Here is a 17,496-nt window from a genome sequence, read left to right as displayed (position 1 = left end):
ACTTCACGGCTCATGCGGCATGACAGGCAGCTTACGTCTGGCAGATGCGGCAGTATCATCGTTCTCGTGGCCGACCTCCGGCCCCCTGGAAGGGCGCGAGCGTTGTTCCGCCGAGACGAGGAGTAGAAGACCCGTGAAGACCCGTACCGCACGCCGGACCCGCCGGACGCTGCCGCTTGCCGGTGTCGGAGTCGCCGCCCTGCTGGCCCTCAGCGCCTGCTCCAACTCCGACGGGTCCACGCCCGCCAGGGCCGACAGCTCCGACTCCGCCTCCCCCAAGCTGTCCGGCACGGTCACCGTGTTCGCGGCCGCCTCCCTCAAGGAGAGCTTCACCACGCTGGGCGAGCAGTTCGAGCAGCGGCATCCCGGCACGAAGGTCGCCTTCAACTTCGGTGGCAGCGACACCCTCGCCGCCAGCATCACCAGCGGTGCCCCGGCCGATGTGTTCGCCGCCGCCAGCCCCAAGACCATGGCGATCGTCACCGGCAAGCAGGACACGACGAGCGCCCCGTCGACCTTCGCCCGCAACCAGCTCGAGATCGCCACCCTGCCGGGCAACCCCGGCAAGATCGCCTCGCTCAAGGACCTCACCGACCCGAAGCTCAAGGTCGTCCTCTGCGACAGGACCGTGCCGTGCGGCGCGGCCGCGCAGAAGGTGCTCGACGCCGCCGGCGTCAAGGTCACCCCGGTCTCCTACGAGCAGGACGTCAAGGCCGCCCTGAACAAGGTGGAGCTGAAGGAGGCCGACGCGTCCCTGGTCTACAGGACCGACGTGAAGTCCGCCGCCGGCAAGGTCCAGGGCGTGGAGTTCCCCGAGTCCGAGGACGCGATCAACGACTATCCGATCGCCCCGCTGAAGAACTCGGACAACGCCGACGCGGCCGCCGCGTTCATCGCCCTGGTCAAGTCCCCCGACGGCCAGAAGGTGCTGACGCAGGCCGGCTTCCTGAAGCCGTGACCGATCTGAAGCAGCCCGCTGCGGCCCGTCCCGGCAGGAGCGGGCCACGGCGCCCGCGTGTCCGCGCCGCCCGCGGCGGCGTGCCGGTCCCGCTGCTGGTGCCCGGCCTGCTGGCGATGGCGTTCCTGCTGGTGCCGCTGCTCGCCCTGCTGGTCCGCGCCCCCTGGCGCAGCCTGCCCGCCCAGCTCACCAGCCCCGAGGTGTGGCAGGCGCTCCAGCTCTCCCTGGTCAGCGCGACCGCGGCCACCGCCGTCGCCCTGGTGCTCGGCGTGCCGCTGGCCTGGCTGCTGGCCCGTACGGAGTTCCCCGGCCGGGGTCTGGTGCGCGCGCTGGTGACCCTGCCCCTGGTGCTGCCCCCGGTCGTCGGCGGTGTCGCGCTGCTGCTGGCCCTGGGCCGCAATGGCGTCGTCGGCAAGTCGCTGGACGCCTGGTTCGGGATCACCCTGCCGTTCACCACCGCCGGTGTGGTGATCGCGGAGGCGTTCGTCGCGATGCCGTTCCTGGTCATCAGCGTCGAGGGCACCCTGCGGGCGGCCGACCCGCGCTACGAGGAGGCGGCCACCACGCTCGGCGCATCCCGCTTCACCGCGTTCCGCCGGGTCACCCTGCCGCTGATCGCCCCCGGCATCGCGGCCGGCGCCGTACTGGCGTGGGCCCGCGCGCTCGGTGAGTTCGGGGCCACGATCACCTTCGCGGGCAACTTCCCCGGCCGTACCCAGACCATGCCGCTCGCGGTCTACCTCGCCCTCCAGAACGACCCGGAGGCCGCCATCGCGCTCAGCCTGATCCTGCTGGCCGTGTCCATCGCGGTGCTCGCGGGGCTGCGGGACCGGTGGATGACGGGAGCGTGACGGTGCCGCCAGGATGGAAGACACCGACCACGCCGGCGCCGACGGAGGACGACCGCCCCATGACCGACATCGACGCGCCTCCCGCCCTGCTGAGGGCGGCGGACGAACAGGGCCTCGACGCCCGTCTCGTGGTCGACCGGGGCACCTTCCGGCTGGACGTGTCCCTGCGCGCGGCCCCCGGTGACGTGGTCGCGCTGCTCGGCCCGAACGGCGCGGGCAAGACCACCGCCCTGCGCGCCCTCGCGGGCCTCGTCCCGCTCTCCGAGGGCCATCTGCGGCTGGACGGCACCGCGCTGGAGCGCACCGCGCCGGAGAAGCGCCCGGTCGGCGTGGTCTTCCAGGACTATCTGCTCTTCCCGCACCTGACCGCGCTGGACAACGTGGCCTTCGGCCCGCGCTGTCAGGGCACCGGCAAGGCCGAGGCACGCGCGCAGGCCGCCACCTGGCTGGAGCGGATGGGCCTGTCCGGACACGCGGGCGCCAAGCCCCGCCGGCTCTCCGGCGGCCAGGCCCAGCGGGTCGCGCTGGCCAGGGCGCTGGCCACCCGGCCCCGGCTGCTGCTCCTGGACGAGCCGCTCGCCGCGCTGGACGCCCGTACCCGCCTGGAGGTCCGCTCGCAGTTGCGGCGGCACCTGGCCGAGTTCGAGGCGGTCGCCGTCCTGGTGACGCACGATCCGCTGGACGCCATGGTGCTGGCGGACCGGCTGGTGGTGGTCGAGGACGGCCAGGTGGTGCAGGAGGGCACGCCCACGGAGATCGCCCGGCATCCCCGTACCGACTACATCGCGCAGTTGGTCGGCCTCAACCTCTACCGGGGCGAGGCGGACGGGCACGCGGTGCGGCTGGACGGCGGGCCGTCGGTCGCCACCACGGAGGACCTGTCGGGGCCGGTGTTCGTGGCGTTCCCGCCGGTGGCCGTCACCCTGTTCCGTGACCGGCCCACCGGGGCGAGCGCCCGCAACCTGTGGCGCTGCGAGGTGGCCGGCCTGGAGACGCACGGCGACCAGATCCGCGCGGACCTCACCGGGGAGATCGACCTCGCCGCCGACCTCACCACGGCGGCCGCCGCCGAGCTGGACCTGCACACCGGTGCGTCGGTGTGGGCGACCGTCAAGGCGACGCAGACCCACGCATACCCGGCATGAGCCCTTGCTGCGGCTACGGTGTGGCCCCATGAGCATGAGCATCCGCAACCAGCTTCCCGGCACCGTCACGGCGGTCCACCCCGGTGAGGTCATGGCGACCGTCAAGATCCGGCTGGCCGGTGGTCAGCAGTTGACTGCGGCGATCACCGAGGAGGCCGCCAGGGAACTCCGGCTGGCCGAGGGCACCCCCGTGCGCGCCCTGGTGAAGGCGACCGAGGTGTCCCTGGCCACCGGGCCGGTCGACCACATCTCGATCCGCAACCAGCTCGCGGGCACGATCAGCGAGATCACCATGGGCACGGCGATGGCCTCGGTGAAGGTCGCGGTGCCCGGCGCCGAGGTCACCTCGGCCATCACCCACGAGTCGGCGGCCGAGCTGAAGCTGGCGGAGGGCGACTCCGTGGTGGCGCTGATCAAGTCCACCGAGGTCTCGCTCGCCACGGCCTGAGCGGACACGAGGCCTGAGCGGACACGAGGAAGGCCCCCCGCCCGAACCCCGGGCAGGGGGCCTTCTCTCACGCGGGTGCTCAGTCCTCGTACGCGTCCAGCGGCGGGCAGGAGCAGACCAGGTTGCGGTCGCCGAACGCCTGGTCGATACGGCGCACCGGCGGCCAGTACTTGTCGGCCGCCGAGACCCCGGCCGGGAAGACGGCCTCCTCGCGGCTGTAGGCGTGCGTCCACTCGCCGCCGAGCGCGGCCGCGGTGTGCGGGGCGCCGCGCAGCGGGTTGTCCTCGGCGGGCCAGACGCCGGAGGCGACCTTCTCGATCTCCGCGCGGATGGCGACCATCGCGTCGCAGAACCGGTCCAGCTCGCCCAGGTCCTCGGACTCGGTCGGCTCGATCATCAGCGTGCCGGCCACCGGGAAGGACATGGTCGGCGCGTGGAAGCCGTAGTCGATCAGGCGCTTGGCCACGTCGTCGACGCTGACGCCGGTCGCCTTGGTCAGCGGGCGCAGGTCGATGATGCACTCGTGCGCGACCAGACCGCCCGGGCCGGTGTAGAGCACCGGGAAGTGCGGCTCCAGGCGCTTGGCGATGTAGTTGGCGGAGAGCACGGCCACCTGGGTGGCCCGCTTGAGGCCCTCGCCGCCCATCAGGCGGACGTACGCCCAGGAGATGGGCAGGATGCCCGCGCTGCCCCAGGGCGCCGCCGAGATCGGGCCGACGCCCGTCTCCGGACCGGCCGCGGGCTGCATCGGGTGGTTGGGCAGGTACGGCGCCAGGTGGGCGCGGACCCCGACCGGACCGACGCCGGGGCCGCCGCCGCCGTGCGGGATGCAGAACGTCTTGTGCAGGTTCAGGTGGGAGACGTCGCCGCCGAAGTGGCCGGGCTTGGCGAGGCCGACGAGGGCGTTGAGGTTCGCGCCGTCCACGTACACCTGGCCGCCCGCGTCGTGCACCTGGGCGCAGATGTCGGCGACGTGCTCCTCGAAGACGCCGTGCGTCGACGGGTAGGTGATCATCAGCACGGACAGCTCGTCACGGTGCTGCTCGATCTTCGCGCGCAGGTCCTCGACGTCGATCTCGCCGTCCCCGGCGGTCTTCACGACGACGACCTTCATCCCGGCCATCACCGCGCTCGCGGCGTTGGTGCCGTGCGCGGAGGACGGGATGAGGCAGATCGTGCGCTGCGCGTCCCCGTTGGCCCGGTGGTAGGCGCGTACGGCGAGCAGCCCGGCCAGCTCGCCCTGGGACCCGGCGTTGGGCTGGAGGGAGACCTTGTCGTAGCCGGTGACCTCGGCGAGCCGGTCCTCCAGCTCGCGGATGAGGGTGAGGTAGCCCTCGGCCTGCTCGGCGGGGGCGAAGGGGTGCAGCGCGCCGAACTCGGGCCAGGTGACCGGCTCCATCTCGGTGGTCGCGTTCAGCTTCATGGTGCAGGAGCCGAGCGGGATCATGCCCCGGTCGAGCGCGTAGTCGCGGTCGGACAGCTTGCGCAGGTAGCGCAGCATGGCCGTCTCGGAGCGGTGCTCGTGGAACACCGGGTGGGTGAGGTAGTCGTCGGTGCGCAGCAGCGCCTCGGGCAGGGTGTCCTCGGCCGAAGCGTCGAGCGCCTCGATGTCGCCCTCGACGCCGAAGGCGGCGAAGACGGCCTCGACCTGGGCCCGGTTGGTGGTCTCGTCGCAGGCGAGGGAGACGTGGTCGGCGTCGACCTGGCGCAGGTTGACCCCGCCCTCGCGGGCGGCGGCGACGACCTCGGCGGCCCTGCCGGGCACGCGCGCGGTGAGGGTGTCGAAGTAGGCGCCGTGCACGATCTCGACACCGCCGGCGCGCAGGCCCCCGGCGAGGATCGTGGCGTAGCGGTGGGTGCGGCGGGCGATGGTCCGCAGCCCGTCCGGGCCGTGGTAGACGGCGTACATGCCGGCCATGACGGCGAGCAGCACCTGGGCGGTGCAGATGTTGCTGGTGGCCTTCTCGCGGCGGATGTGCTGCTCACGGGTCTGGAGCGCGAGGCGGTAGGCGCGGTGCCCGTCGGCGTCGACGGACACGCCGACCAGCCGGCCGGGCAGGCTGCGGGCGAACTTCTCGTGCACGGCCATGTAGCCGGCGTGCGGCCCGCCGAAGCCCATGGGGACGCCGAAGCGCTGGGTGGTGCCGATGGCGATGTCCGCGCCCAGCTCGCCGGGCGACGTGAGCAGGGTGAGCGCGAGCAGGTCGGCGGCGACGGTGACGAGGGCGCCCAGCTCGTGCGCCTGCTCGATCACCGGCTTCAGGTCGCGCACGGCACCCAAGGCGCCGGGGTACTGGAGCAGGACGCCGGTGATGTCGCGGGCGGCGATGTCGGCCGGGATGCCGTCGCTCAGGTCGGCGACGACGACCTCGACACCGGCCGGCTCGGCGCGGGTCTCGATGACGGCGATGGTCTGCGGCAGGGTGTCCGCGTCGACCAGGAAGAGGCCCTTCTTGTTCTTGCCCATGCGCCGGGAGAGCGCCATCGCCTCGGCGGCGGCGGTGCCCTCGTCCAGCAGGGACGCGCCGGAGGTGGGCAGCCCGGTGAGGTCCGCGACCATGGTCTGGAAGTTCAGCAGGGCCTCCAGCCGGCCCTGGGAGATCTCCGGCTGGTACGGCGTGTAGGCCGTGTACCAGGCGGGGTTCTCCATGACGTTGCGCAGGATGACCGGCGGGGTGAAGGTGCCGTGGTAACCCAGGCCGATCATGGAGCCGAGCACCTCGTTGTGGTCCGCGAGACCGCGCAGCTCGGCGATCACCTCGGCCTCGGTGCGGGCGCCGGGCAGGTCGAGCGCGTCGGCGTTCTTGATGACGTCCGGCACGGCGGCGGCGGTCAGCTCGTCGAGGGAGCCGTAACCGACCTGCGCGAGCATCTTGGCGCGCGCCTCCTGGTCGGGCCCGATGTGGCGCTGCTCGAAGGGGATGCCCGCTTCGAGCTCGGTGAGCGGAATGCGAGGGGCGGTCATGTGCGGAGGCCTCCTGGTCTGACGCGACCTGCGAGGGGCACCACGGCTCGGGTGCCCACCGGCCTCCCCCTCTGTCATCTCGTACCTGAGAGCTTCACCGGGGGTTTCGCGGACCCCGGCTTGCACCGTCGGTGAGAGCGGGAGTCATGGACGCCCGCCCTGCTTTCCAGAGTGACCTCGTCCGTGCGGTACGGGGGCCTGAGAGATTCCGGGGAGGAGTTGCTCCTTCGGCGCCTCCGCATGTGATCGGAGGACTCTCCCGCACGGGGTCAGCAGCCGAGTTCAGCCTACCAGCGGGGTCCTGAGCGCGGCGTTCGAGTGGCCGACCGGCTGATTCTGCTCTTTTGTGGTGCTTACGGATGAGTTGCGACCATGTGAAGGGAGAGGGATCGTGCAGACCGACATCGATCCGCGCAGCCTGATCGGCCGCAAGGCGTTCGACCGCGCCGGCACCAAGATCGGCACCATAGACGAGGTGTACCTCGACGACGCGACCGGCGTCCCGGAGTGGGCGGCGGTGCGCACCGGCCTCTTCTCCCGCGACGCGTTCGTCCCGCTGGAGCCCAGCGAACTGGTCGACGGCGCCCTCCGCGTCCCCTTCGAACGCGCCCTCATCAAGGACGCCCCCGACTTCGGCGTGGGCCGCCACCTCTCCCCCGAGCAGGAACTCCAGCTCTACCACCACTACGGGCTCGACGTGGGCCCCTCCGCCCGGCCCACCCCGGACCGCGACTTCGGCCATGTGGCGGGCACCGAGGAGTCCTGAGCCGCTCCCCTCATCCGCCGTCCGTCTCCCCCTCCGCGACGGCCGCCTCCGCCTGGGCCACCAGCGGGAGCGGGTCGGCCGGTTCCAGCCCGGCCTCGTCGGACCGGAAAGTCCGTACCCGGCCGGGCGCGGAGAGCGGGGTCTCGAAGCGCACGGTGACCCGCCCCAGGCCGCTGCCCTGCACCCACCCGTGCCCGTACTCCGGGTGCCGTACGTCCTGGCCCGCCCGCCACTCCGGCGCGGCGGGCTCGGGTCTCTCCGGGCCGAAGGCGGGCGAGGACTCCTCCGGGGTCTCCTCGGGCAGCTCCCCCGCCGCCTGGGCGAACAGGTCCTCCTGGGTGTAGTCGGCGAGCCCGGACACGCCGACGCCCAGCAGCCGCACCCCGCCCGTGGTGTCCACCGACTCCAGCAGCCGCGCGGCCGCCTCCCGGATGACCGCGAGGTCGTCCGTGGGCCCCCGTAGTGTCTCGGAGCGGGTCAGGGTGGAGAAGTCGTACCGCCGCACCTTCAGCACGATGGTGCGCCCGGAGAGCCCGGCCCCGCGCAGCCGCCGGACACACCGGTCGGCGAGGCGGCGGACCTCCAGGCCGATGCGCAGCCGGTCGTGGATGTCGACGGCGTAGGTGTCCTCCACCGACACCGACTTGGCCTCCCGCTCGGCCACCACCGGCCGGTCGTCGCGGGCCAGCGCCATGGCGTACAGCGCGTGTCCGTGGGCCTTGCCGAGCAGCCGGACCAGTTCGTCCTCACCCGCCTCGGACAGCTCCAGCACCGTGGTGATCCCGGCGCGCCGCAGGTGGTCGCCGGTGGCGGGGCCGACGCCGGGCAGCGTGCGCACGGACATGGGGGACAGCAGGGCGCGTTCGGTGCCCGGTTCGATGAGGACCAGGCCGTCGGGCTTGGCCCGCTCCGAGGCGATCTTCGCCAGCATCTTGGAGGCGGCCAGCCCCACCGACCCGGTCAGCCCCGTCACCGCGCGGATGTCGGCGCGCAGCCGGGCCCCGGTCTCGCGCGCCGACGCCTCGTCCCAGGCGGCGTTCCCAGCCTCCAGGTCCACGAACGCCTCGTCCAGGCTCAGCGGCTCCACCAGCGGGGACAACTCCCGCAGCAACGCCATCACCTGGTCACTGATCGACCGGTACAGCGCGAAGCGCGGCGTGAGGTACGCGGCGTTCGGCGCGAGCCGCCGGGCCTGCGCGGTGGGCATCGCCGAGTGCACGCCGAACACCCGCGCCTCGTACGACGCTGTGGCCACCACCCCGCGGGGCCCGATCCCGCCCACCACGACGGCCTTCCCGCGCAGACTCGGCTTGGACGCCTGCTCCACCGAGGCGAAGAAGGCATCCATGTCGAGATGGAGGATGGTGGGCGCGTTTCTCACAGGTCCGATGCTGCACCACGCCACTGACAACCGCCCCGCGCGGGGGCGCGCTCTGTGGAAAACGGTGCCGAGCGGTCTCAGACGGCGCGGTTGCGCCGCCGCGCCAGTTCGTCGGCCGGGTTGTGCCCGATGAGCGTCTCACCGGTGTCGACCCGCTCGCCGTGGAGCTGCGACAGGGCGCTCTCCACGTCCCGCCAGACCACGCCGACGGCGATCCCGAAGATGCCCTGGCCGCCCTGGAGCAGCGCGTGGACCTCGTCCGGCGAGGTGCACTCGTAGACCATGGCGCCGTCGCTCATCAGGGTCATGCGCTCCAGGTCGCGGAATCCGCGCTCCCTGAGGTGCTGCACGGCCGAGCGGATGTTCTGGAGCGAGACGCCCGTGTCCAGGAACCGCTTGACGATCTTCAGCACGACCACGTCGCGGAAGCTGTACAGCCGCTGGGTGCCCGAGCCGTGGGCGGGCCGCACACTGGGCTCGACCAGTCCCGTACGGGCCCAGTAGTCGAGCTGCCGGTAGGTGATCCCGGCGGCCGCACAGGCCGTGGGACCGCGGTATCCGATCTCCTCGGACGTCATGGCCGCCGCCCCTTCACCGTCAGGCACCACCGTCGGCCGCTGCGGAGCGTGATCGGCCACGCCGCCGAGCTGTGGGTGTCCCCCGCCCGGCCGAAACCGTGCGCTCGGGGGAAGGTACGGGCCGCTGTCCCCGAAACCGTGTCCGGGGGCACCCCCAGCCGTACCGTCGCCGCTCATCCTCACGCCGACCTCCGTCCTTGACCTGCCTTGTCGACGGTAGGCAGTCACCAGGGGTGCGTCAACGATCGCCACACTCGGCACGCCGAGTGATAATCACCCTGAGAGTGGTTTCTCGTGTCCCACCGCGGGGAAAGGCTAGCCGAATGCGCTCGCGGAGAGGCGTAGGACGCTCTCACGGGACGTTGGCATGTGCCCTCGCTCGGGCGTCACAGTGCGCCACGGGCCGGCCGGATGCGGACCCTTCGTCCACCCGGCCGGCCCCCGGCGTCACTGGCTGCTGGTACCGAAGTCCTCGGGCGAGATCTGGTCGAGGAACTCGCGGAACTTCTCCACCTCGTCCTCCTGCTCATCCGGGATGGCGATGCCCGCGTCGTCCAGCACCCCGTCACTGCCGTAGATCGGCGTGCCGGTGCGCAGGGCGAGCGCTATGGCGTCGGACGGCCGCGCGCTCACCTCGACTCCGCTGGCGAACACCAGCTCCGCGTAGAAGACGCCCTCTCGCAGATCGGTGATGCGTACTTCGGTCAGCTCCTGGCCGACCGCCTCCAGCACGTCCTTGAACAGGTCGTGCGTCAGCGGACGCGCGGGAGCCATGCCCTGCTGGGCGAAGGCGATCGCGGTCGCCTCCCCCGGCCCGATCCAGATGGGGAGGTAGCGGTCGCCTCCCACTTCGCGCAGGAGCACGATCGGTTGGTTGGAGGGCATTTCGACCCGGACACCTACGACATCGAGCTCGTTCACACAGCAACCCTAGGCCGTGCTCGGGACGTTTGGGTAGTCGGGCCGGGAACAGGTGGGCGATCCGGCGCAAGCCGGCCGGGTCGCGGCACACCACCCGTCAGGGCAGCCGCACCCCGAGCGCGGCCTTCACGAGCGCCGAGTGCAGCTTCATCGTGAGCGCCGCCAGCTCCTTGGTACGGGCCTCGGCGAGCGTCCTGGTCTGCGGATTGCGGTGCCGCTTCAGGGGGGCGACGACCTGGTCGACCAGCCCGGCCTCGCGTTCGGCGGCCGCCTTCATCACCCGCAGATGGCGGGGCTCGATACCGAACCGGCCCAGTTCGGCCACCAGCGCGGCCACGGTGACGGCCTCGGCGTCGTACACGCCGTCCGCCAGGGGGGCGAGCAGGCCGTACGACTCCCACTCGCGCAGGTCGGCCTCGCCGATGTCGGCGGCGGCCAGCAGTTCGTCCCGGCCGATGCGGGCGACCGTGGACCGCTCGGCCTCCTCGGGCTCGCCGTCGCCGCTGCGCTGCCGGCCGACCACGGGCAAGGGGGCGGCGTCGCCGCGCTCCATGGCGTCCAGATGCTCCCGGATCACCTTGAGCGGCAGATAGTGGTCCCGCTGCATCCTGAGGACATGGCCGAGGCGCTCAACGTCACGGGGGCTGAACTTGCGGTACCCCGAGGGGGTCCGCTGCGGCTCGATGAGCCCCTCCGTCTCCAGGAAGCGGATCTTGGAGATGGTGACTTCGGGGAACTCGTCGCGCAGCACGTTCAGCACCGTGCCGATGCTCATCAGCCCACTGTCCCTGGCGGCGGTACCGCTTCCGGCACCGCCGCTCGGTGTTTGAAGCATGGACCTTCCCTGGGGTTCCCCCGGACGGGCGCCCGGGGGTCGGTCAGACTCCCTGCCGGCTCGCGTAGAAGACCAGCCGGTACTTGCCGATCTGCACCTCGTCACCGTTGGCCAGCGCCACCTGGTCGATCCGCTCGCGGTTGACGTAGGTGCCGTTGAGGCTGCCCACGTCGGCCACCGTGAAGGAACCGTCGGGCGAGCGGCGGAACTCCACATGACTGCGGGAGACCGTCACGTCGTCCAGGAAGATGTCGCTCTGCGGGTGACGCCCCGCCGTGGTCAGGTCGCTGTCCAGGAGGAAGCGGCTGCCGGAGTTCGGACCCCGGCGGACCACCAGCAGCGCCGAACCGATCGGCAGCGCGTCGACCGCCGCCTGCGCCTCGGGCGACAGCATCGGCATCGCCGTCTGGCCGGTGGCCTCGGAGTCGTACGCCTCGATTCCCGAGATCGAGATCGTGGACGTGGTCTCCGACGGACGCTCCGGTGCCACACCGGGACGCAGCGGGGCGCCGCAGTGGGAGCAGAACCGGGCGTTCTCCGCGTTGCGGTTCCCGCACCTCGTACACACCAGGGCCGACATGGACGGAGCCTCCTGCCGCGACGGTTGCCCGAAACCTATGCCGCCGCCCTGGCCAGGGTCAACGGACGCCGCGCCCTGTCCCCCGGAAGTGCCACCGCCCGGACCAGCCACCTGGTCCCGGAACAGCGGACGCTGCCCTTCCTCGTCGGGCTGTGCGCGATGACGGGCCGTCGCGTTCTCGTTGGCCTCTCGCGCGCTCTTGCCGAACAACTTCCCAAACAACTTCACGGGCGATTCCCCTTGACCGAAACAGACCCGCCCGTGGGGCAGGACGAACCCAGAATGCCTATGCCGACCGATCCGGACATCTTCACAACGTCCGTGTCCACTCGACAGTTTCCACCACGCACCACCTCTTCGGTGCGGCGACCCCCCGCAACCTCATGCCCCCGCCCGACGCCGCCCATGCACCCCCGGTTCACCGGGAGGACGACCGAGCGTAGTCAGGCAGCTTCGCTTGCCGCAAGGCATCCACGACGATCTTGTCCGAGCGTTCCACACTCACCGTGGCCTGCTCCTTCTCCAAGCTCTGCACCACGCCTCCAGGGATGTTCAACGCCGGTTCGAGGTCCTGCGGCTTGCCGATGACCTTGAAACGATAAGGGGCGTTGATCTTGTTCCCGTCGACCGCGACGCTGCCGTCGGCGTCCGAGAAGTACGTGTTCGCCACCACCCGCACCCCGTTGACCTGTATCGCCTCGGCCCCGGCCGCGCGCAGCTCCTGGATCGCGTCGAGCAGCATGTCGGACTCGACTGCTCCCTTCGTGTCCTGGACGGTCATGGTGATGCCGGGACCGGTGGCACCCACGGTGCCCGCCAGTATGCCGAGTTGGCGCTCCTTCTCGGCGGTCTGCCGGCGCGCCTCCGCGGCCTGGTCCGAGCTGCTCTGCAACTCCTGACGCTGCTTCTCCAGTCCCTGCTTCTCGTCCTCAAGACGCTGAGTACGGTCGTCCAGTTCATCGAGGATGCGCACCAGATCCTCCTGGCGGGCCCCGCGCAGCGCGCTGTCGCCGTCGCTGTTGGAGGCCACCTGCACGGCCAGGCCGAAACCGAGCCCGAACAGCAGCAGCGCCACGATGAGTTGGGCCCGCGTCAGCCGGGGCGGCCAGAGGCCGTCGATCAGCCGCTGACGCCCGGTGAGCTGCGGCGGCGGTGCCTGGTCCGACACCGGCCCGGCGGGCGCGGGTTCGGGCGCGGGGGCCGGCTGCGGCTCGGGGGCCCGGGGCGGCTGCTCCGCGGGCAGTTCCTTGCGCAGCCCGTTCTCCGGCCGCTCCTCCTGGTCGCTCATCCCGCTCACGCCCGGAAGACGTGGCGCCGGATCGCCGCCGCGTTGGAGAAGATCCGGATGCCAAGGACCACGACGACACCGGTGGACAACTGCGCGCCCACGCCCAGCTCATCGCCCAGGAACACGATCAGCGCGGCCACGACCACGTTGGACAGGAACGACACCACGAAGACCTTGTCGTCGAAGATCCCGTCGAGCATCGCCCGCAGCCCGCCGAACACGGCGTCCAGCGCCGCCACGACGGCGATGGGCAGATACGGCTCGACCACCGCCGGAACCTCGGGCCGGACCAACAGTCCGGCCACCACTCCCACGACGAGGCCCAGTACGGCGATCACGATGTGCCCTTCTCTGTCTTCTCGGCCTGCTCGGCGCTCGGCTGTGCTGTTCGTACGATCACACTCGGTGCGGCGGGCAACCGGACGTCGCCCTCCGCGGAGATGGCGGTGCGGATACCGAAGTTGTCCTGGAGCGCGTGCAGATAGAGCCCGTCGGCGCTGTTCTGGAACGCGGTGCTCAGCTTTCGGCCGTCACCCACCGCCAGCACCGTGTACGGCGGCACCAGCGGCCTGTTGTCGACCAGTATCGCGTCACCCGCGGCACGGATCGCGGACAGGGCGGTCAGCCGCTGCCCGTTGATCGACACCGCCTCCGCGCCCGACGCCCACAGCCCGTTGACCACGCGCTGCATGTCCCGGTCGCGCACCCGCCCGGTGTCGGAGAAGCCGGCGGACTCACGCGGATCGGTGCCGTCTCCCCCGGTGCCCGCCTCCTTGGCGTCGTTCACCACGAGTTTCACCCCGGGCCCGTGCACCGCGGTGGCACCCGACAGCAGACTCACCAGGTCCACCTGGCTGCCCCCGGTCTGCCGCAGCGCCGCCCGCTGCCGCGCGCCGACATCCTCGCGGAGCCGGTCCACACCGCTCTCCAGCTTGTCCGCGGCCGTCGTCTCCCGGTCGATGCGGTCGATCAGCTCCTGGCGCTCCTTGGCCACCACGGGAGCCGCGACATGCGCCTGCGACGCGCCGACCGTCACCACCAGGGCCGCGAGCACCAGCCCGCCCGCGAGGCCCAGTTTGGCGCGAAGGGTCTTCGGCAGACCGCCCTCACCCAGCGACTTCCGGCGCGCGGCGGCCTCGGCGTACCCGTCGTCGAGACTGTGGTCCATCACATTGGTGATCAACGACATGGAGGCATCCGGACGCCTCGGCCGCGCGGGGCTGCTCCGAACGGGGGGTTGCTGCGGCATGCCGCACATCGTCGCATGCCGCGAGCGGTGTCTTCGAACGAGCCCCATACACCTGCCGGGCAGCACCCCCGGTGGGGCACTGCCCGGCAGATTCGTAGCGTGAGGGGGATCAGCGGCCGGCGCTGTCCACCACGGCCGACCACTCGTCCAGCAGGGCCTGCGCGGAGGCGTCGTCCGGGCCCTCCGCCCACAGGTGCGTGACCGCCTCGGCCGGGTCGGGCAGGACCATCACCCAGCGGCCGTCGCTCTCCACGACCCGCACGCCGTCGGTGGTGTCCACGAAGCGGTCGCCCGCCTCCTCCACGACCCGGCGCATGACCAGACCCTTGACCGCCCACGGCGTCGCCAGGTCCCGCTTGAGGACATGGGCCCGCGGAATCCGGGCGTCGATCTGGCTCAGCGTGAGCTGCGTCCGCGCCACCAGCCCGATCAGCCGCACGAACGCCGCCGTGCCGTCGTAGACGCTGCTGAACTCGGGGACGATGAAGCCGCCCTTGCCGTCACCGCCGAAGATGGTCTCCTCCTCGCCGCCGACCCGCGTGAGGTCGTCCGGCGAGGTGGTCGTCCACTCCACCTGGGTGCCGTGGTACGCGGCGACCTGCTCCGCGATGCGGGTCGTGGTCACCGGCAGCGCCACCCGCCCGCTGCGCCGCTCGGCGGCGACCAGGTCGAGCATCACCAGCAGCGCCCGGTCGTCCTCGATGATGCTGCCCTTCTCGTCCACGAGCGACAGCCGCTCGCCGACGGGGTCGAACCGCACACCGAACGCCGCCCCGGAGGACGCCACGATCTCCCCGAGCCGCTCCAGGCCCTTGCGCCGCATCTCCTCGGTCTCGGTGGGCCGGGACTCGTCCAGACCGGGGTTGATGGTCAGCGAGTCCACGCCGAGCTTGCCGAGCAGGCTGGGCAGCACCAGACCGGCGCTGCCGTTGGACGCGTCGACGACGACCTTCAGCCCGGACTCGGCGATCCCGGTCGTGTCCACGTTCCGCAGCAGCGACCCGGTGTACGAGTCGTAGACGCTGGACGGGAAGTACAGGTCCCCGATCTCGCCGGGGAACGCCCGCCGGTACTCCTGGCGCGCGAACACCCGGTCCAGCTTGCGCTGGCTGCCCTGGGAGAGGTCGGCGCCCTTGGCGTCGAAGAACATGATGTCCACCGAGTCCGGCACACCCGGCGAGGTCCGGATCATGATGCCGCCGGAGCTGCCCCGCGCGGTCTGCTGCCGGGCCACGGGCAGCGGCACGTTCTCCAGGTCGCGCACGTCGATCGCGCTGGCCTGGAGGGCCGAGATCACCGCGCGCTTGAGCGCACGGGCGCCTCTGGAGTGGTCACGGGCCGTGGTGACCGTGGTGCCCTTCTTCAGGGTGGTGGCGTACGCGCCGGCCAGCCGCACGGCCAGCTCCGGCGTGATCTCCACGTTCAGGATGCCGGTGACCCCGCGCGCCCCGAAGAGGTGCGCCTGCCCCCTGGACTCCCAGATGACCGAGGTGTTGACGAAGGCGCCGGCCTCGATGGTCTTGAACGGGTACACCCGGACGTTGCCCTGGATGATCGACTCCTCGCCGATCAGGCACTCGTCACCGATGACCGCGCCATCCTCGATCCGCGCGGCCCGCATGATGTCGGTGTTCTTGCCGACCACACAGCCGCGGAGATTGCTCTGCTGTCCGACGTACACGTTGTCCGCGACGACGGCCTTGTGCAGGAAGGCACCGCTCTTGACGACCACGTTGGAGCCGATGACGGAGTGCTCGCGTATCTCCGCGCCCGCCTCGACCTTGGCGTAGTCACCGATGTAGAGCGGGCCGCGCAGCACCGCGTCAGGATGCACCTCGGCACCCTCGGCGACCCAGACGCCGGGCGAGATCTCGAATCCGTCGATGTCGACGTCGACCTTGCCCTCGAGGACGTCGGCCTGGGCCTTCACATAGCTCTCGTGGGTGCCGACGTCCTCCCAGTAGCCCTCGGCGATGTAGCCGTAGATGGGCTTGCCCTCCTTCATCAACTGGGGGAAGACATCTCCGGACCAGTCGACGGGGACATCGGGATCGACATAGTCGAACACCTCGGGCTCCATCACATAGATGCCCGTGTTCACCGTGTCGGAGAAGACCTGGCCCCAGGTCGGCTTCTCGAGGAAGCGCTCGACCTTGCCCTCCTCGTCCACGATGGTGATGCCGAACTCCAGCGGATTGGGGACCCGGGTCAGGCAGACCGTGACCAGGGCTCCCTTCTCCTTGTGGAAGTTGATCAGCTCCGTGAGGTCGAAGTCGGTCAGAGCGTCACCGGAAATGACGAGGAACGCGTCGTCCTTGAGCGCGTCCTCGGCGTTCTTGACGCTTCCGGCGGTACCGAGTGGCTTCTCCTCATTGGCATACGTGAGCTCCATGCCGAGTTCTTCGCCGTCCCCGAAGTAGTTCTTGACGAGCGACGCCAGGAACTGCACGGTGACCACGGTCTCGTTGAGCCCATGCTTTTTGAGCAACCTGAGCACGTGCTCCATGATCGGGCGGTTGGCCACGGGCAGGAGCGGCTTGGGCATGCTAGAGGTCATGGGGCGCAGGCGTGTGCCTTCGCCTCCAGCCATCACGACGGCCTTCATGTCGGAAGCGTCCTCCTCGAAGAGATGACGGTCTAGCCGACTTCACCCGTCCAGATTGTCCCGCACTTTTACCTCGCGGGCCATCGAAGCGTCACGTCGTGGACGATCGCGGAGTTCCGTCGGCCAACGAGTCCGCGCGCACCAGACGCCGGACCTGGACCATATAAAGCACTCCTGCCCACCAATACAGGGTTGTACCCCATCCGGCGAACGCCCATCCGAAAACAGCGGCGAGTGACGCGATCCAACCGCTCCCGTCACTGAGCAGCAGCAACGGGAAGGCATACATCAGGTTGAAGGTGGCCGCCTTGCCGAGGAAGTTCACCTGGGGCGGCGGATAGCCGTGCCTGCGGAGGATGCCGACCATCACCAGCAGAACCAGTTCCCGGGCCAGCAGCAGCGCGGTCAGCCACAGTGGCAGGATCTCGCGCCAGGTGAGGCCGAGGAGCGTGGAAAGTACATAGAGCCGGTCGGCGGCCGGGTCGAGGAGCCGGCCGAGGCTGCTGACCTGGTTCCAGCGCCGGGCGAGCTTGCCGTCCAGATAGTCGCTGACGCCGCTCAGTGCCAGGACCAGGAGAGCCCAGCCATCACTCTTGGGGCCTCCGAACTCCGGCCGGAGAATCAGCCACAGGAACAGTGGGACGCCGGCGAGCCGGGCCATGCTGAGGATGTTGGGGATGGTGAGGACCCGGTCCGTCTGGACACGGGTCTCCTGGACCTCCACCCGGAAGCCTCCTGTACGAAAGTGACGACAACGCACCCTGACACTACAGCAACGCAAAAAAGCTCCGGCTCTCGGGCTGTATGCCCAAGAGCCGGAGCTGTAAAAGGAGTTCGGCGGCGTCCTACTCTCCCACAGGGTCCCCCCTGCAGTACCATCGGCGCTGTGAGGCTTAGCTTCCGGGTTCGGAATGTAACCGGGCGTT

At 70.8% G+C, this 17,496-nt stretch carries 15 protein-coding genes, 1 rRNA gene, 1 pseudogene and 1 riboswitch; of the genes and pseudogenes, 5 read left to right on the top strand and 12 right to left on the bottom strand.

The features are described 5' to 3' along the window. Positions 1 to 133: 133 nt before the first annotated feature. The 4 genes from modA to ACZ3HQ_RS27045 are packed head-to-tail and all read left to right on the top strand — an operon-like array spanning position 134 to position 3,402. Positions 134 to 958, top strand: coding sequence for a molybdate ABC transporter substrate-binding protein (modA, locus tag ACZ3HQ_RS27060; protein ID WP_467514813.1), 825 nt, complete (start codon positions 134 to 136; stop codon positions 956 to 958). Next, the gene (locus ACZ3HQ_RS27055; RefSeq protein WP_467514811.1) at positions 955 to 1,809 is read left to right on the top strand and encodes an ABC transporter permease; all 855 of its coding nucleotides are present in this window, start codon (positions 955 to 957) and stop codon (positions 1,807 to 1,809) included. Before modA ends, ACZ3HQ_RS27055 begins: the two co-directional genes overlap by 4 nt. Before the next feature lie 59 nt (positions 1,810 to 1,868). Next, positions 1,869 to 2,954 (top strand): ABC transporter ATP-binding protein, encoded by a 1,086-nt coding sequence (locus tag ACZ3HQ_RS27050; RefSeq protein WP_467514810.1) that lies wholly within the window; start codon positions 1,869 to 1,871, stop codon positions 2,952 to 2,954. 28 nt (positions 2,955 to 2,982) lie between these two features. Beyond that, positions 2,983 to 3,402, top strand: a complete 420-nt coding sequence (locus ACZ3HQ_RS27045) for a TOBE domain-containing protein (protein WP_467514808.1) — start codon at positions 2,983 to 2,985, stop codon at positions 3,400 to 3,402. Positions 3,403 to 3,481: 79 nt separating this feature from the next. Here the strand turns inward: ACZ3HQ_RS27045 and gcvP are convergent, their stop codons facing one another. Beyond that, positions 3,482 to 6,367: an aminomethyl-transferring glycine dehydrogenase gene (gene gcvP, locus ACZ3HQ_RS27040; RefSeq protein ID WP_467514806.1), complete on the bottom strand. Its 2,886-nt coding sequence runs from the start codon at positions 6,365 to 6,367 to the stop codon at positions 3,482 to 3,484. A gap of 176 nt (positions 6,368 to 6,543) precedes the next feature. After that, a riboswitch (glycine riboswitch) is annotated at positions 6,544 to 6,639 on the bottom strand. 119 nt (positions 6,640 to 6,758) lie between these two features. Between gcvP and ACZ3HQ_RS27035 the strand changes: the two genes are divergently transcribed. Continuing rightward, positions 6,759 to 7,133, top strand: coding sequence for a PRC-barrel domain-containing protein (locus tag ACZ3HQ_RS27035; protein ID WP_467514805.1), 375 nt, complete (start codon positions 6,759 to 6,761; stop codon positions 7,131 to 7,133). Here ACZ3HQ_RS27035 and ACZ3HQ_RS27030 read toward each other — a convergent pair. The 11 genes and pseudogenes from ACZ3HQ_RS27030 to rrf form a co-directional block, all read right to left on the bottom strand. Further along, positions 7,052 to 8,514 (bottom strand): annotated as a pseudogene (locus ACZ3HQ_RS27030) (DNA polymerase IV). The gene ACZ3HQ_RS27035 and the pseudogene ACZ3HQ_RS27030 sit on opposite strands and share 82 nt — an antisense overlap. Positions 8,515 to 8,591: 77 nt before the next feature. Continuing rightward, positions 8,592 to 9,275 carry a MerR family transcriptional regulator gene (locus ACZ3HQ_RS27025; RefSeq protein WP_086695648.1) on the bottom strand — a complete coding sequence of 228 codons (684 nt, stop codon included), beginning with the start codon at positions 9,273 to 9,275 and terminating at the stop codon, positions 8,592 to 8,594. Positions 9,276 to 9,539: 264 nt separating this feature from the next. Beyond that, entirely contained in the window at positions 9,540 to 10,013 is a 474-nt protein-coding gene (locus ACZ3HQ_RS27020) for a bifunctional nuclease family protein (RefSeq protein WP_004002801.1), read from the bottom strand. Between the two features lie 97 nt (positions 10,014 to 10,110). After that, complete coding sequence (ftsR, locus tag ACZ3HQ_RS27015; RefSeq protein ID WP_467514803.1) at positions 10,111 to 10,848, bottom strand: transcriptional regulator FtsR; 738 nt, start codon at positions 10,846 to 10,848, stop codon at positions 10,111 to 10,113. Positions 10,849 to 10,891: 43 nt separating this feature from the next. Continuing rightward, positions 10,892 to 11,764, bottom strand: a complete 873-nt coding sequence (locus ACZ3HQ_RS27010) for an FHA domain-containing protein (RefSeq protein WP_467515105.1) — start codon at positions 11,762 to 11,764, stop codon at positions 10,892 to 10,894. An 82-nt stretch (positions 11,765 to 11,846) separates the two neighbouring features. Beyond that, on the bottom strand, positions 11,847 to 12,716 hold the full coding sequence (locus ACZ3HQ_RS27005) for a DUF881 domain-containing protein (protein ID WP_467514802.1): 870 nt from the start codon (positions 12,714 to 12,716) through the stop codon (positions 11,847 to 11,849). A gap of 5 nt (positions 12,717 to 12,721) precedes the next feature. Then, positions 12,722 to 13,054: a small basic family protein gene (locus ACZ3HQ_RS27000; RefSeq protein WP_030808725.1), complete on the bottom strand. Its 333-nt coding sequence runs from the start codon at positions 13,052 to 13,054 to the stop codon at positions 12,722 to 12,724. Beyond that, a complete protein-coding gene (locus ACZ3HQ_RS26995; protein WP_467514800.1) occupies positions 13,051 to 13,974 on the bottom strand; it encodes a DUF881 domain-containing protein in 924 nt (307 codons plus the stop codon). The genes ACZ3HQ_RS27000 and ACZ3HQ_RS26995 overlap by 4 nt, the downstream gene beginning before the upstream one ends. A gap of 100 nt (positions 13,975 to 14,074) precedes the next feature. Further along, positions 14,075 to 16,570, bottom strand: a complete 2,496-nt coding sequence (locus ACZ3HQ_RS26990) for a sugar phosphate nucleotidyltransferase (RefSeq protein WP_467514798.1) — start codon at positions 16,568 to 16,570, stop codon at positions 14,075 to 14,077. A gap of 91 nt (positions 16,571 to 16,661) precedes the next feature. Beyond that, positions 16,662 to 17,294 (bottom strand): CDP-alcohol phosphatidyltransferase family protein, encoded by a 633-nt coding sequence (locus ACZ3HQ_RS26985; protein WP_031181999.1) that lies wholly within the window; start codon positions 17,292 to 17,294, stop codon positions 16,662 to 16,664. A gap of 108 nt (positions 17,295 to 17,402) precedes the next feature. Further along, positions 17,403 to 17,496: ribosomal RNA gene (gene rrf, locus ACZ3HQ_RS26980) — 5S ribosomal RNA — on the bottom strand; the annotation flags it as partial.

This window comes from Streptomyces sp. NPDC018263, from assembly GCF_055562575.1.
Note: the sequence above shows the minus strand (reverse complement) of the source record. Positions and strands in the feature narration are given on the sequence as shown.

Coding starts and splice junctions, on each gene's coding strand:
- ACZ3HQ_RS27050 (WP_467514810.1), top strand. CDS start 1,869: ATGACCGACATCGACGCGCCTCCCGCCCTGCTGAGGGCGGCGGACGAA.
- ACZ3HQ_RS27045 (WP_467514808.1), top strand. CDS start 2,983: ATGAGCATGAGCATCCGCAACCAGCTTCCCGGCACCGTCACGGCGGTC.
- gcvP (WP_467514806.1), bottom strand. CDS start 6,367: ATGACCGCCCCTCGCATTCCGCTCACCGAGCTCGAAGCGGGCATCCCC.
- ftsR (WP_467514803.1), bottom strand. CDS start 10,848: ATGCTTCAAACACCGAGCGGCGGTGCCGGAAGCGGTACCGCCGCCAGG.
- ACZ3HQ_RS27005 (WP_467514802.1), bottom strand. CDS start 12,716: ATGAGCGACCAGGAGGAGCGGCCGGAGAACGGGCTGCGCAAGGAACTG.
- ACZ3HQ_RS26995 (WP_467514800.1), bottom strand. CDS start 13,974: ATGTGCGGCATGCCGCAGCAACCCCCCGTTCGGAGCAGCCCCGCGCGG.
- ACZ3HQ_RS26990 (WP_467514798.1), bottom strand. CDS start 16,570: ATGAAGGCCGTCGTGATGGCTGGAGGCGAAGGCACACGCCTGCGCCCC.